Origin of the sequence: Actinomadura hibisca NBRC 15177 (assembly GCF_001552635.1) — a bacterium.
GTDB classification, from domain to species: Bacteria; Actinomycetota; Actinomycetes; order Streptosporangiales; family Streptosporangiaceae; genus Spirillospora; species Spirillospora hibisca.
The window spans coordinates 25,534-39,033 of the sequence record NZ_BCRO01000076.1; the positions used below are offsets into that span (position 1 = coordinate 25,534).

Genomic DNA, 13,500 nt, shown 5'->3' on the forward strand with positions numbered 1-13,500 from the left:
CGCCCGGAGGCGGCGGTGATCAAGGTCGCGGTGGTGGACGACCAGACGATCGTCCGGGCGGGCTTCGCCGCGCTGCTGGGCGCTCAGCCCGACATCACGGTGGTCGGCGAGGGCGGCGACGGCCACGACGCGGTGCGGCTGGCCGAGCAGCACCGCCCCGACGTCGTCGTGATGGACATCCGGATGCCCCGCATGGACGGCATCGAGGCGACCCGCCGCATCCTCGGCCGCCCCGGCGCCGACGAGGTGCGGGTGCTGGTGCTGACCACCTTCGACGTGGACGAGTACGTCTACGAGGCGCTGTCGGTCGGCGCGAGCGGCTTCCTGCTCAAGGACGCCACCGCCGACGAGCTGGTGTCGGCGGTCCGCGTGGTGGCGCGCGGCGACTCGTTGCTGGCTCCGCAGGTCACCGGCCGCCTGATCCGCGAGTTCACCCGGCAGCGCCGCAGCCGCCCGCAGGCCCCCGCCGAGCTGGCCACGCTGACCGCGCGCGAGACCGAGGTGCTGGTGCTGATCGCGGGCGGCCTGTCCAACGGCGAGATCGCCCGGCGGCTGGTGGTGAGCGAGCACACGGTGAAGACGCACGTGGCGCGGGTGTTCACCAAGCTCGGGCTGCGCGACCGGGCGCAGGCGGTGATGCTGGCCTACGAGTCCGGCGTGGTGGTCCCGGGCGGCCAGGAGGCGGCCGACCAGTAGTCCGGCACCGCCGCGCCCCGGGCGAACGCCGCGTCGAACGCGTTCGTCCCGAGCTTGGTCCGGGCCGCTGCGGCGATGCGGTCGACGTCGAAACGCTCGCCGGTCGGCAGCGGCGCGCCCACGCTGCGCCGGGCTCCGTCGGCCGCGCCCAGCAGGAACGCCGCCTGTTCGGCGTCTCCGGCTGTGCCCGCCAGCCCTTCCAGGGAGAGCGCCAGGGCGCGGGGTTCGCCGATCGAGCGGGCGAGTCCCAGGCCGCGTCCGTGGTGCTCGGCGGCCGTCCGGAGGTCGCCGCGCAGCTCCGCCAGGAAGCCGAACTCGGCCGCCAGCAGGTGTTCGCCGATCGTCGAGGAGGCGTACCCGTCGCGGATGCGGGTCAGGTGCCGTTCGGCGGCGTCCAGGTCGCCGGAACGGCGCGCGCCGAGCGCCAGGCCCATCAGCGCGTGGACCTCGCCGTAGATGTAGCCCTGCCGGGCGGCCTGCTCCAGCGCGCGTTCGTGCAGGTCACGGGCACGGTCCCAGTCGCGGGTCAGCAGCGCCAGCCGACCCAGGCCCGAGGTGCGCGCGGACACCTCCGTCGCGAGGCCCAGGTCGCGGGCGGTGCGCAATCCCTCGGCCTGGAGGCGTTCGGCCTCGGCGTAGTCGCCCTTGATCTCGGCGAGCGCGGCGCGCGGGGTGAGGGACTGGAGGCCGCCCCAGCGGTCCCCGAGATCCTGGAAGATCTCGGCGCTGCGGTGCCCGTCCCGCGCGATGCCGTCAAGGTCGCCCCGGACCAGCGCGTGCATCGCCCGCAGCCCGAGCGCGGCGGCGGTGGTCCAGCGGTCGGCGCCGGCCAGGTCGAGGACGCGTCCGCAGAGCTTCTCGCTGGCGTCCAGCTCGCCCGCGCTGAACAGGCCGAACGCGGAGAGCCAGGCCGCTCGCAGGACGTCTTCGCCCGTCTCGTCCTCCCATGGCGGGGGCGTGGCCGATCGGTCGCCGGTCAGCAGTCCGAACGCGCCGTGCAGCAGCCCGATCTCGGCGGAGTGCTCCCGTACCGTCGCCAGCGCGCTCCGTCCCTCGTGCAGCCGTCCGCGCAGCAGCCACCACCACGCCAACGCCCGGACGAGACGGACCGCCTTGTCCTCGGCGTGCTCCAGCGCCTCCGCCAGGGCGGCCCGGAGGTTGGCCGACTCGGTGTCCAGCAGGATCAGCCGGTCGCACTGGCCGGGGCCGTGCAGGCGGGACGCGGCGCGTTCGGCGAGGTCGAGGTAGTGGTCCAGGTGGCGGCGGCGGACCTCGGCCAGGTCCGCGAACTCCTCCAGCCGCTCGGCCGCGTACGCCGCCACCGACTCCAGCAGCCGGTAGCGCGGGCCTTCCGGACCGTCCACCATCACCACCAGGGAACGGTCCACCAGCCGCGTCACCAGGTCGAGGACCTCCTCGCGGGCCACGCCGTCCCCGGCGCACACCGCCTCGGCGGCGGCGAGGTCGCACCCGTCGCGGTGCACGGCGAGGCGGCGCAGCACGATGCGCTCGGGCGCGCCGAGCAGGTCCCAGCTCCAGTCGATCATCGCGCGGAGCGTGCGCTGCCGGGCCGGGGCCCCGCGCCGCCCGGCGGCCAGCACCCGGAACCGGTTCTCCAGCCGCGCCGCCAGCTCCCGGACGCCGAGGCCGCGCACCCGGGTCGCGGCCAGCTCCAGCGCGAGGGGGAGGCCGTCGAGCCGCCGGCAGATCTCGGCGACGGCCGCGCGGGACGCCTCGTCCAGCACGACGCCCGGCGCGGCGGCGCGGGCGCGCTCGGTGAACAGCCGTGCCGCGTCGGCGTCCGGCAGGGGCTCGACCGGCACGACGGCCTCGCCCGCCGCGTCGAGCGGTTCGCGGCTGGTGGCCAGCACACGGAGGCCGGGGGCGGCGCGCAGCAGGAGGTCCACCAGGTCGGCGGCCGGGCCGACGACGTGCTCGCAGTTGTCCAGGACGAGCAGGGGGCGGCGGTCGCGGAGGGCGGCGGCGAGCCGGTCGGCGGGGGAGGAGGCGGCGCCGGGCATGTCGTCGCGGACGCCGAGCGCGGCGGCGACGGCCTGCGCGACGTCGCCGCCGGGAGCCAACCCGGCCAGCTCGACCAGGCACACCCCGTCCGGGAGGCGCGGCACGAACCGGGCCGCGACCGCCACCGACAGCCGCGTCTTGCCGACGCCGCCGGGGCCGATGAGGGTGACCAGCCGCGCGCTGTCCAGAAGGCGTTCGACCTCGTCCAGGGCCTGATCGCGCCCGATGAGCGAGGTGACGGGGGCGGGCAGGTTCGTCGGCGGACGTCCAGCGGGCTCCTCGCGCGCGGGCGCGAGTGGTGCGGGTGGCGGGGACGCGGCAGGTGGCAGGGACACGGTGGGAGGCGAGGACGGGAGCAAAGCGGCGTCCTGGCGCAGGATCGCCTGGTGGAGGGCGGACAGTTCCGGGCTCGGGTCAATGCCGAGTTCTTCCGCTAGGCGGTCGCGTAGCTCGGCGTAGGACGCCAGCGCCTCCTGCTGGCGGCCCGCCAGGTACAGGGCGCGCAGGTGTACGGCGTGCAGGCGTTCGCGAAGCGGGTGCTGCGCCACCAGGTCCGCCAGCTCGCCAACGAGAAGGGTGTGGTCGCCCAACTCCAAGCGGGCCTCGGCCTGCTCCTCCAGGACCGCCAAGCGCTGCTCGTTCAGCCGGTCGGCCGCCGCCCGCGCGAACTCCGCGTCGGCGAAGTCCGCGAACGCCGGGCCCCGCCACAACTCCAGCGCCTCCGTCAGCGCCGCCGCCCGCGCCGCCGGATCGGCCGCCGCGCCCGCCTGACCGGCCAGCGCGCGGAAGCGGGCCGCGTCCACCTCCTGCGGATCGTCGAGCCGCAACCGGTACCCCGCCGCCTCGTGGACGACCCGGTCGCGGCCGAGCACCCGGCGGAGCTGCGACACCTTCGCTTGCAGCGCGTTGGCGGGACGGCCCGGCGGCCGGTCGCCCCACAGGTCGTCGATCAGCCGGTCAGCGGGCACCGGACGTCCCTCGTGCACGAGCAGGTCGGCCAGCAGCGCCCGGACCTTGGCCTCCGGGACGACGACGGGCGCGCCCGACCCGTCCCACACCGCCAGCTGGCCCAGCACCCCGAAACGCATGCCCAGAACCGTACACAGCGCTGACGGCCGCTCCGTCAGCGAACCGTCAGCCCGCCCGAAGCGCCTCGCGGCACGGTTCTCCCATGACCAAGTACGCAGGCACGAGGGCGATCGTCGTAGGTGCGACGGACGTCGGCCTGGCCATCGCCAAACGCCTGGTGGAAGGCGGCGCGCAGGTCGTGCTCGCCGACCCCGGCGCGGGCGGACCGGCGACCGCCGACCTCGGTTCCGGCGTCCGCCTGCTGGCCGGGACGCGGGCCGGAGCCGTCGCGGAGGTGCTGGACGGCCTGGACCTCGTCTTCGCCGCCGGACCACCGGACGCCCGCCCGCTGCTGCCCCTGCTGGCGGACGGCGGCGCGATCGTCCTCCTCGGCCCCCCGCCCGCCGACGAGGAAGCCGTTCGGGCGCTGGCCGTCGAGCTGGCCGGGCGCGGCGTGCGGGTGAACGCCGTCGCGACCGGCTTCCTCGACCCCGCCCCCGGCGTCCCCCTCGACCACTACGCCGACCTGCGCGAACGTTGCGACGCCCGCACCCCGCTGCGCCGCCTCGGCGCCCCCGACGAGGTCGCGCGCGCCGCGCTCTTCCTGGCCGCCGACGCCACCTTCACGACCGGCGCGCGCCTGCCGGTCGACGGCGGCCTGACCCTGCACGACTGACCCCCCCGGAGAAACGATCATGTCGAGCGTTCCCACCGAGGCGCCGCCCGGCGCCCGCCCGCAAGCCCCCGACCGCCTCCCGATGCCCGCCCTGCTCGCCCTGGCGACGGCCGTGTTCATCACGAGCCTCACCGAGACCCTGCCCGCGGGCGTGCTGCCGCAGATGAGCCGGGCCCTCGGCGTCACCGAGTCCGCCGCGGGCCAGACCGTCACGATCTACGCCATCGGCACCGCGCTGCTGGCGATCCCGCTGACGGCGGCCACCGCCGGATGGCGGCGCAAGCGCCTGCTGCTGACGGCGGTGGCGGCGTTCGCGGTCGCCAACACCGTCACCGCCGTGTCGTCGCAGTACCTGCTGACGATGACGGCCCGCTTCGTCGCCGGTGTCGCGGCCGGTCTCGCCTGGGCGCTGCTGGCCGGGTACGCCCGGCGGCTCGCGCCGCCCCACCTCCAGGGCCGGGCCATCGCGATCGCGATGGCGGGCATCCCGGTCGCGCTGTCGCTGGGCGTCCCGGCCGGGACGTTCGCCGGGCAGGCGTTCGGGTGGCGGACGGCGTTCTGGGCGATGACCGCCCTCACCGCCGTCCTGATCGTCTGGATCGTCGTGACGGTCCCCGACTTCCCCGGGCATCGGCGGGGCGAGCGCGTCCCGGTGCTGGGCGCGCTGCGGGTGCCGGGCGTGGGGGCGGTCCTGTTCGTCACCACGGTGTTCGTCCTGGCCCACACGGTCCTGTACGCCTACATCGCCACGTTTCTCGCCGACCTCGGCATGGAGGACGCCGCCGACCTGGTGCTGCTGGCGTTCGGCGCGGCGTCCCTGGCGAGCATCTGGGCGGTCGGCGCGCGCATCGACCGCCGCCTGCGCGCCCTGACCGTCGCGAGCACGCTGCTGGTCGCGGCGGGCGCGGCCCTGCTGGCGGTGGCGTCCGGCACCCACGTCCTCGTCTACGTCGCGGCGGTGTTGTGGGGCCTGGGCTGGGGCGGCGTGCCGACCCTGCTCCAGACCGCCGTGGGCCACGCCGGGGGCGAGCGGGCCGACGCCGCGCAGACGTTGCTCGTCACGCTCTGGAACGTCGCGATGGCCGCCGGAGGCGTCCTCGGCGGCGTGCTGCTCGACCGGTTCGGGGCCGCCTCGTTCCCCTGGACCGTCCTGATCCTGCTGGTTCCGGTGCTGGTCACGGTCCTGGCGGCCCGCACCCGCGCTTTCCCCACCCAGCACTGAAATCTGAGGAGACCCGTCATGAGCACGCTGTTCACCCCCGCCGCCCTCGGCCCGCTGACCCTGCCAAACCGCCTGGTGATGGCCCCGATGACCCGCAACCGCGCGACCGCCGAGGGCGTCCCGACGCCCCTGATGGCCGAGTACTACGCCCAGCGCGCCACCGCCGGACTGATCGTCGCCGAGGCCGCCACGCCCAACCGCGTCGGCCAGACCTACCCCGACATCCCCGGCGCCTACGCCCAGGCGCAGACGGAGGGCTGGCGGCACGTCACCGACGCCGTCCGCGCCGCCGGGGGCCGGATGTTCCTGCAACTCCAGCACGGCGGGCGCATCGGCCATCCCGCCAACAGCGGGCTCGACCCGGTCGCGCCGTCCCCGGTCCCGTTCCCCGACGTGATCCACACTCCGGACGGCCCGCAACCGGCCCCGGTGCCTCGCGAGATGACCCTCGACGACATCAGCGCCACCGTCGCCGACTTCGCCCAGGCGGCCCGCAACGCCGTCGCGGCGGGCTTCTCCGGGGTCGAGATCCACGCCGCGAACGGCTACCTGCTGCACCAGTTCCTGTCCACCCACACCAACCACCGCGCCGACGCCTACGGCGGCTCGATCGAGAACCGCATCCGCTTCGTCCTGGAGGTGGTGGACGCGGTCGTGGCGGCCGTCGGCGCGGAGCGGGTGGGCATCCGCCTCGCCCCCGGCGTCACCGCCAACGCGATGCAGGAGAGCGACGTCGAAGCCCTCTACCCGGTCCTGACCAGGGAACTGTCCACCCGCCGCCTCGCCTACCTGCACATCGTGTTCGCCGACCCCGACGCGCCGCTCTTCCACGAGCTGCGCCGCCTCTGGCCGACCGTCCTGGTCGCCAACCCGGCCCTCCCGTGGCCGAGCCCGTTCCCGGCCGACGGCGGGCGCGCCGAGGGCGAACGCCTGCTGGCGGCGGGCGCGGACCTGGTCTCGCTCGGCCGGGCGTTCCTGGCGAACCCCGACCTGGTCGAGCGGCTCCAGCAGGGCGCGCCCCTCAACGAGCCCCGGCCCGAGCACTGGTACGGCGGGACCGAGCAGGGCTACACCGACTACCCGGTCCTGGTCCCGGTCCCGGCCTGACCAGCCCGGCTGCGCGGGCCCGTCCTGAGGGCGGGCCCACGCAGCCGGACCAGGACTCAGCGGCGGCGCTGGAGCAGCCGCAACGCCTTCTCCTTCTCGAAATCCAGGTAGCGTGCGGGCGGCGCGGAGACGCGGCCGATGCGTTCGCCCAGCTCGCGGACGCGCGCCTGCACCTCCGGCTCGGCCAGCACCCGCAGCCCGAACGCCAGCTCGGCCGGGCCGATGTCGTAGCGCTTCTCCAGCGCCAGGGCCAGCGCGATCGCGCGCAGCTCGGCCTCGTCGAAGCGGCGGTGCCCGCCGGGCGCGGCGTCGCGGGTGGGCGGGAGCAGGCCGAGGCTCTCCCGGTAGCGGAGCATTCGGGGCGAGGTCCCGAGGCGGCGCGCGGCCTCCGTGATGCGCATGGCGACCATTCTGACAAATTCGTGTCAGAAACGCGGGGCCAACCGTGCCGCGACGGCCCGTCCGCGCCTAGACTCGCTCGCAGACCCCGGCCCACGCCCTCGTGCCGACGCCCGGCGCGGTGCCCCAGCGCACCGCGCGCCCTCCGTCGGCCGCCGCGAGCGGGCGCCGCATCCGCGAGGACCCAAGGAGCAACGAAAGCATGGATTACAAGGTCGCCGACCTGGCGCTGGCCGACTTCGGGCGCCGGGAGATCCGGCTCGCCGAGCACGAGATGCCCGGCCTGATGGCCGTGCGCGAGGAGTACGCGGAGGCCAAGCCGCTGCGCGGGGCCAAGATCATGGGCTCGCTGCACATGACGATCCAGACCGCCGTGCTCATCGAGACCCTGGTGGAGCTCGGCGCCGACGTGCGCTGGGTGTCCTGCAACATCTTCTCCACCCAGGACCACGCCGCCGCCGCGGTCGTCGTCGGCCGCGACGGCACCGTCGAGGACCCCCGGGGCGTCCCGGTCTTCGCCTGGAAGGGCGAGACCCTGGACGAGTACTGGTGGTGCACCGACCAGGCCCTCCAGTGGCCCGACGGGTCGGCCCCGAACATGATCCTGGACGACGGCGGCGACGCCACCCTGCTGGTCCACAAGGGCGCCGAGTACGAGAAGGCCGGCGCCGTGCCGACCGCCTCGGCCGACGACCCGGAGGAGTGGGGGATCATCCTGGAGACCCTGCGCCGCACCATCGGCGACAAGCCGGGCCGCTGGACCGAGGCCGCCGCCGCGATCAAGGGCGTCACCGAGGAGACCACCACCGGCGTGCACCGGCTGTACGAGATGGCCAAGGCCGGCACCCTGGCCTTCCCGGCGATCAACGTCAACGACTCGGTCACCAAGTCGAAGTTCGACAACAAGTACGGCTGCCGCCACTCGGTGATCGACGGCCTGAACCGCGCCACCGACGTGCTGATCGGCGGCAAGGTCGCGCTGGTCGCCGGCTACGGCGACGTCGGCAAGGGCTGCGCCGAGGCGCTGAAGGGCCAGGGCGCGCGCGTCATCGTCACCGAGGTCGACCCGATCTGCGCCCTGCAGGCCGCCATGGACGGCTTCCAGGTCGCCCGCCTGGACGACGTGGTGGACCAGGTCGACATCTTCGTGACCACCACCGGCAACTTCAACATCATCCGCGCCGACCACATGGAGCGGATGAAGCACCAGGCCATCGTCAGCAACATCGGCCACTTCGACAACGAGATCGACATGGCGGGCCTGGCCCGCATCGACGGCGTCGAGAAGATCGAGATCAAGCCGCAGGTGCACGAGTGGCGCTTCCCCGACGGCCACTCGGTGCTGGTGCTGGCCGAGGGCCGGCTGATGAACCTGGGCTGCGCCACCGGCCACCCCTCGTTCGTGATGTCGAACTCCTTCACCAACCAGGTCATCGCGCAGATCGAGCTGTTCACCAAGACCGAGGAGTACCCGGTCGGCGTGTACGTGCTGCCGAAGCACCTGGACGAGAAGGTCGCCCGCCTGCACCTGGACGCGCTGGGCGTCAAGCTCACCGAGCTGACCAAGCAGCAGGCCGAGTACATCGGCGTGGACGTCGAGGGCCCCTACAAGCCCGACCACTACCGCTACTGATCCACCGGTAGCACGCAGGTAGAAGCACCCTCCGCCGCCGCACCGCCCCGCACGGGCGGTGCGGCGGCGGTCTCCCACGCCCTGGAGGACGGCCGATGAGCGACATCTCCGACGCCGCGCTGGCGTACGAGGGCGTCAAGCGGATCGAGTGGGCCGACCGGAGCATGCCGGTGTTGCGGCAGATCCGCGAGCGCTTCGCCGCCGAACGCCCGCTGGACGGCCTGGCGATCGCCGCGTGCATGCACGTCACCACCGAGACCGCCGGGCTGATCCGCACCCTCCAGGCGGGCGGCGCGCGGGTGGCGCTCGCCGCGTCCAACCCGCTGTCCACCCAGGACGACACCGCCGCCGCCCTCGTCCACGAGTACGGCGCCGAGGTCTACGCCCGCGCCGGGACCGACCGCGAGGGCTACTACCAGCACATCCACCGGGCGCTGGAGATCGGCCCCGACCTGGTGCTGGACGACGGCTGCGACCTGGTCAACATCCTGCACACCGAGCGCACCGACCTGCTCGGCACCGTCAAGGCCGGGTGCGAGGAGACCACCACCGGCGTGATCCGGCTGCACCAGATGGCCCGCGAGGGCGCGCTGCGGTTCCCGGTGGTCGCGGTGAACGACACCGACACCAAGCACATGTTCGACAACCGGTACGGCACCGGGCAGTCCACGCTGGACGGCATCATCCGCGCCACCAACACGCTGCTGGCGGGCAAGACGATCGTCGTCGCGGGCTTCGGCTACTGCGGCCGGGGCCTGGCCGAGCGCGCCCGCGGCCTCGGCGCGCGGGTGGTGGTGACAGAGATCGACCCGGTGAAGGCGCTGGACGCGACGTTGCAGGGTTTCGAGGTGCAGCCGATGGCGGTCGCGGCGCGGCACGGCGACGTGTTCATCACCGTCACCGGCAACCGCGACGTGATCGGCGCGGCGCACCTGGCGGCGATGAAGGACGGCGCGATCCTCGCCAACTCCGGCCACTTCGACGTGGAGATCGACGTGCGCGCCCTGGACGCGCTGGCGGTCGCGGTGCACCGGGACGTGCGCCCGCAGGCCGACGAGTACGTGCTGAGCGACGGCCGCCGCCTGGTGCTGCTGGCCGAGGGCCGCCTGGTCAACCTGGCGGCGGCCGAGGGGCACCCCCCGGCGGTGATGGACATGTCGTTCGCCGACCAGGCGCTGACCTGCGCCTGGCTCGCCACCGCCCACCCCGGCCTGGACGCGGCGGTGCACGAGGTGCCCAAGGAGATCGACACCGAGGTGGCCCGGCTGAAGCTCGCCTCGATGGGGGTCGACATCGACGCCCTCACCTTCGAGCAGGAGGACTACCTGCGCTCGTGGCGGCTGGGCTCCTGAACCCGGTTAATTCGTGCCACGAATGAACGCGCGTATTCTGGTCCGATGACGAAGGGCGAAGAGGGGCCGATGGGGGTCGTCACCGCGCTGGTGCGCTCCTCCTACCTGGTCAACGCGGTGTACACCGCCTCGGCGCGCGAGCACGGCATCACCTCGCAGCAGGGCCAGCTGCTCTGCGTGCTGATGGGGCGGCCGCTCGGCATGACCGAGCTGGGCGAGACGCTGGGGCTGGCCAAGTCGAGCCTGACCGGCCTGGTGGACCGCACCGCCAAGCTCGGCCTGGTGCGCCGCGAGCCCGACCCCGAGGACGGCCGCGCGGTGCGGGTCGCGCTCACCGGGGCCGGGACCGCGCTCGCCGACGTCTTCTACGCCGAGACCTGCGCCCGGGTCGACGTGCTCCCGGCCTCGCTGAGCGAGGCCGAGCGCGCGACGCTGGCGGACCTGCTGGGCCGCCTGGTGAACGACAACGAGGTGCCGATGGTGTTCCTGGACGGCGCCCGCTAGTTCGCGACACGAACTGTAGAACTCAGCGGCCCACGCGGTAGGTCACGTGGGTGACCAGGTCGGTGGTCGCGCTGCTCAGCGGCGTCAGGTCCAGGTCGCCGACGCCCTCGAACAGGCGCTCGCCCGTGCCGAGGAGCACCGGGGAGATGTGCAGGCGTAGCTCGTCGAGAAGACCGGCGGCCAGGTATTGGTTCACGGTCTGCGCGCCGCCCGCGATGGAGACGGTACGGTCCCCGGCGGCCTCGCGGGCGCGCGCGAGGGCCGCCTCAATTCCGTCGGTGACGAAGAAAAACGTGGTGCCGCCCTTCATGGTCACGGGCTCGCGCGGGTGGTGGGTGAGCACGAACACCGGCGCGTGGTAGGGCGGGTTCTCGCCCCACCAGCCCGTCCAGTCCAGGTCCCAGGAGCCACGGCCGTGGCTGAACATGTTGCGGCCCATGATGTAGGCGCCCGCCTCGGTGATGGCCTCGATGACCTCGGCGTTCTCCTCGGGACGCTCGAACATCCAGCGGTGCAGCAGATCGCCGGCGTGCACGCCCGCGTGCACGCCGATCGGGTACTCCAGGCTCTGGTCCGGGCCCGCGGCGAAACCGTCGAGCGAGACCGCGATGTCACAGGTGACCTTGTTCATCCGTCCGTCTCCTTCTGGGTCGATTCACCCACTGGTCGGAGCCGCCGACGCGGTCTCGACATCACCGCCGGACTTTTTTTCAGGAATCGAGGTCGCGCAGGTTCTTGCGGGCGGCCGACGCGATCGCGGGATGGCCGGTGGCGACGGCGCGCTCCCACCACGCGCGGGCCCCGGCGAGGTCGCCCTGGTCCTGGGCGATGAACCCGAGGTTGTGCATGGCGCGGGGCGCGATCTCGGCGTCGGCGGACGCGGCGGCGCGCTCGTACCAATCGCGGGCGTCGGCGAGGTGGCCCTGCTTCTCGGCGATCACGCCCAGGTCGTTCATGGCGGCGGGGGCGACAGGCGGGTAGGCGCTGGCGACGGCGCGCTCGTACCAGGCGCGGGCCTGCGCCAGCAGCCCCGCCTCCTGGGCGAGCAGGCCGAGGCTGCGGAAGGAGCGGGGCGCGGCGTCGGCGTGCGAGGTGGCGGCGGCGCGCTCGAACCAGGCGCGCGCGGCGTCCGCGTCGCCCGTCTGGCGGGCGAGCAGGCCGAGGTGACGCATGGCGCGCGGGGCGGCGTCGGCGTGCGGGGTGGCGGCGGCGCGCTCGAACCAGTCCCGCGCGGCCTCGACGTCGCCGCGCTCCTGCGCGGCGAGCCCGAGCCGCCGCATGGCGCGCGGGGCGTAGTCGGCGTGCCCGGTGGCGGCGGCGCGGCCGTACCAGTGGCGGGCGGCGTCGGGGTCGCCGTCCTGGGTGGCGAGGGCGCCCAGGCAGTGCATGGCGTGCGGCGCGGCGTTGGGGTGGCTGCTGGCGGCGGCGCGCTCGTACCAGTGCCGGGCCTCGTCCCGCTCGCCCTGCCGCTCGGCGACCCCGGCGAGATCGGTCATGGCGGTGGGGGCGATGCCGGTGTGCCCGGTGGCGGCGGCCTCCTGGTACCAGCGGCGGGCCTGGTGGAGGTCGCCCTGCTCGTCGGCGGCGACGCCGAGCCGCCGCAGGGCGCGGGGCACGATGAGGGTGTGGCCGGTGGCGGCGGCGCGCTCGTACCAGTGGCGGGCGGCGGCGTGGTCGCCCTCGCGTTCGGCGACGTTGCCGAGCCCGTAGAGCGCGACGGGAACGGCCCCGGTGTCGCCGGAGGCGACGGCTTCGCGGTACCCGTGCCGGGCGGCGCCGAGATCGCCTTGGGCGAGGGCGGTATGGCTGCGTTCGAGCAGGGCGGCGGCGTGGCCGGTGGCCCGAGCCGTGGTGTGCCCGGAAGCGGTGGTGTGGTCGGGGGCGATCGCGGTCGGGGGTGGGGCCGCTTCCGTCGCGGCGGGTTCCTCGCGGTCGGCGATCATCGTGGTGACGCCGGGGGGCAGCCAGGTCGTCCGGCCGGTCTGGTCGGCCGTCGTGCGCGGCAGCCGCAGGCGTTCCAGCACCTCGCGCGGGGCCGGGCGGTCGGCGGGCTCCTTCGCCAGGCACGCCGCGACCACCTCGCGCAGCTCGTCGGGCACGGCGTCGAGCATGGGCTCCTGCGAGCAGATCCGGTAGATCAGCGCCTCCGGGCGGCCGTCGCCGAACGGGCCCTGCCCCGTCGCCGCGAACGCCAGCACGCCGCCCAGCGCGAACACGTCCGTCCGCCAGTCGATGTCGCCCTCGCCGCGCGCCTGCTCGGGCGACATGTACGCCGGGGTGCCCAGCGGCCCGCTCACCGCCGTGTGGCGCGTGGTGCCGGACGCCAGCGCGATGCCGAAGTCGATGATGCGCGGCCCGTCCTCGGCCAGGATCACGTTGCCCGGCTTCAGGTCGCGGTGCACCAGGCCGCCCCGGTGGATCGCCGCCAGCCCCTCGGCGAGGTGCGCGCCCAGCAGCCGCACGGTGTCGGCGGGCAGCGGGCCGTGCCCGTACACCGCCGCGTCCAGCGTGGGGCCGGGGATGTAGGCGGTGACCAGCCACGGCGGGTCGCCCTCGGGGTCGGCGTCGACCACCGGCGCGGTGTAGAACGCGCTGACGCCCATCGCCGCCCGCACCTCGGCGGCGAACCGGCGGCGCAGTTGCGGCAGCCCCGCGAAGTCCGCGCGGATGACCTTCACGGCGACCGCGCGCCCGCTCGGGGTCCAGCCGAAGTAGACGGTGCCCATCCCGCCCTGGCCGAGCCGCCCCACCAGCTCGTACTCGCCGATCATCCGCGGATCGCCGGGCTCCAGCGGCCGCATCGTCATCCCAGCGCTCACCT

Annotated in this window: 11 protein-coding genes; 7 read left to right on the plus strand and 4 right to left on the minus strand. The window is 74.6% G+C overall.

From position 1 onward, the window contains the following. Nucleotides 1-15 precede the first annotated feature (15 nt). Entirely contained in the window at nucleotides 16-696 is a 681-nt protein-coding gene (locus AH6_RS30870) for a response regulator (protein ID WP_067487099.1), read from the plus strand. Here AH6_RS30870 and AH6_RS30875 read toward each other — a convergent pair. After that, nucleotides 645-3,806, minus strand: coding sequence for an AfsR/SARP family transcriptional regulator (locus AH6_RS30875; RefSeq protein WP_067487102.1), 3,162 nt, complete (start codon nucleotides 3,804-3,806; stop codon nucleotides 645-647). The two genes, AH6_RS30870 and AH6_RS30875, sit on opposite strands and share 52 nt — an antisense overlap. Nucleotides 3,807-3,889: 83 nt before the next feature. Here AH6_RS30875 and AH6_RS30880 point away from each other — a divergent pair, with 83 nt between their 5' ends. From AH6_RS30880 to AH6_RS30890, 3 genes are read left to right on the plus strand one after another with little or no spacing between them, the layout of a single operon-like run. Then, nucleotides 3,890-4,462 carry an SDR family NAD(P)-dependent oxidoreductase gene (locus AH6_RS30880; RefSeq protein ID WP_067487105.1) on the plus strand — a complete coding sequence of 191 codons (573 nt, stop codon included), beginning with the start codon at nucleotides 3,890-3,892 and terminating at the stop codon, nucleotides 4,460-4,462. Nucleotides 4,463-4,481: 19 nt separating this feature from the next. Further along, nucleotides 4,482-5,684: an MFS transporter gene (locus AH6_RS30885; RefSeq protein ID WP_067487108.1), complete on the plus strand. Its 1,203-nt coding sequence runs from the start codon at nucleotides 4,482-4,484 to the stop codon at nucleotides 5,682-5,684. A gap of 18 nt (nucleotides 5,685-5,702) precedes the next feature. Beyond that, nucleotides 5,703-6,791: an alkene reductase gene (locus tag AH6_RS30890; RefSeq protein WP_067487111.1), complete on the plus strand. Its 1,089-nt coding sequence runs from the start codon at nucleotides 5,703-5,705 to the stop codon at nucleotides 6,789-6,791. 56 nt (nucleotides 6,792-6,847) lie between these two features. Here AH6_RS30890 and AH6_RS30895 read toward each other — a convergent pair whose 3' ends face one another. Beyond that, nucleotides 6,848-7,192 (minus strand): MerR family transcriptional regulator, encoded by a 345-nt coding sequence (locus AH6_RS30895; RefSeq protein ID WP_067487170.1) that lies wholly within the window; start codon nucleotides 7,190-7,192, stop codon nucleotides 6,848-6,850. A gap of 200 nt (nucleotides 7,193-7,392) precedes the next feature. Between AH6_RS30895 and ahcY (AH6_RS30900) the strand changes: the two genes are divergently transcribed. The 3 genes from ahcY (AH6_RS30900) (at nucleotide 7,393) to AH6_RS30910 (ending at nucleotide 10,679) form a co-directional block, all read left to right on the plus strand. Continuing rightward, nucleotides 7,393-8,823, plus strand: coding sequence for an adenosylhomocysteinase (ahcY, locus tag AH6_RS30900; protein ID WP_067487114.1), 1,431 nt, complete (start codon nucleotides 7,393-7,395; stop codon nucleotides 8,821-8,823). A 95-nt stretch (nucleotides 8,824-8,918) separates the two neighbouring features. Beyond that, a complete protein-coding gene (gene ahcY / locus AH6_RS30905) occupies nucleotides 8,919-10,175 on the plus strand; it encodes an adenosylhomocysteinase (RefSeq protein ID WP_067487117.1) in 1,257 nt (418 codons plus the stop codon). 45 nt (nucleotides 10,176-10,220) lie between these two features. After that, nucleotides 10,221-10,679, plus strand: a complete 459-nt coding sequence (locus AH6_RS30910) for a MarR family winged helix-turn-helix transcriptional regulator (protein ID WP_218005973.1) — start codon at nucleotides 10,221-10,223, stop codon at nucleotides 10,677-10,679. A gap of 22 nt (nucleotides 10,680-10,701) precedes the next feature. Here the strand turns inward: AH6_RS30910 and AH6_RS30915 are convergent, their stop codons facing one another. Both AH6_RS30915 and AH6_RS30920 read right to left on the minus strand, forming a co-directional pair. Next, nucleotides 10,702-11,310, minus strand: a complete 609-nt coding sequence (locus tag AH6_RS30915) for a dihydrofolate reductase family protein (protein ID WP_067487120.1) — start codon at nucleotides 11,308-11,310, stop codon at nucleotides 10,702-10,704. A 79-nt stretch (nucleotides 11,311-11,389) separates the two neighbouring features. Further along, nucleotides 11,390-13,486, minus strand: a complete 2,097-nt coding sequence (locus AH6_RS30920) for a protein kinase domain-containing protein (RefSeq protein WP_067487123.1) — start codon at nucleotides 13,484-13,486, stop codon at nucleotides 11,390-11,392. Nucleotides 13,487-13,500 lie beyond the last annotated feature (14 nt).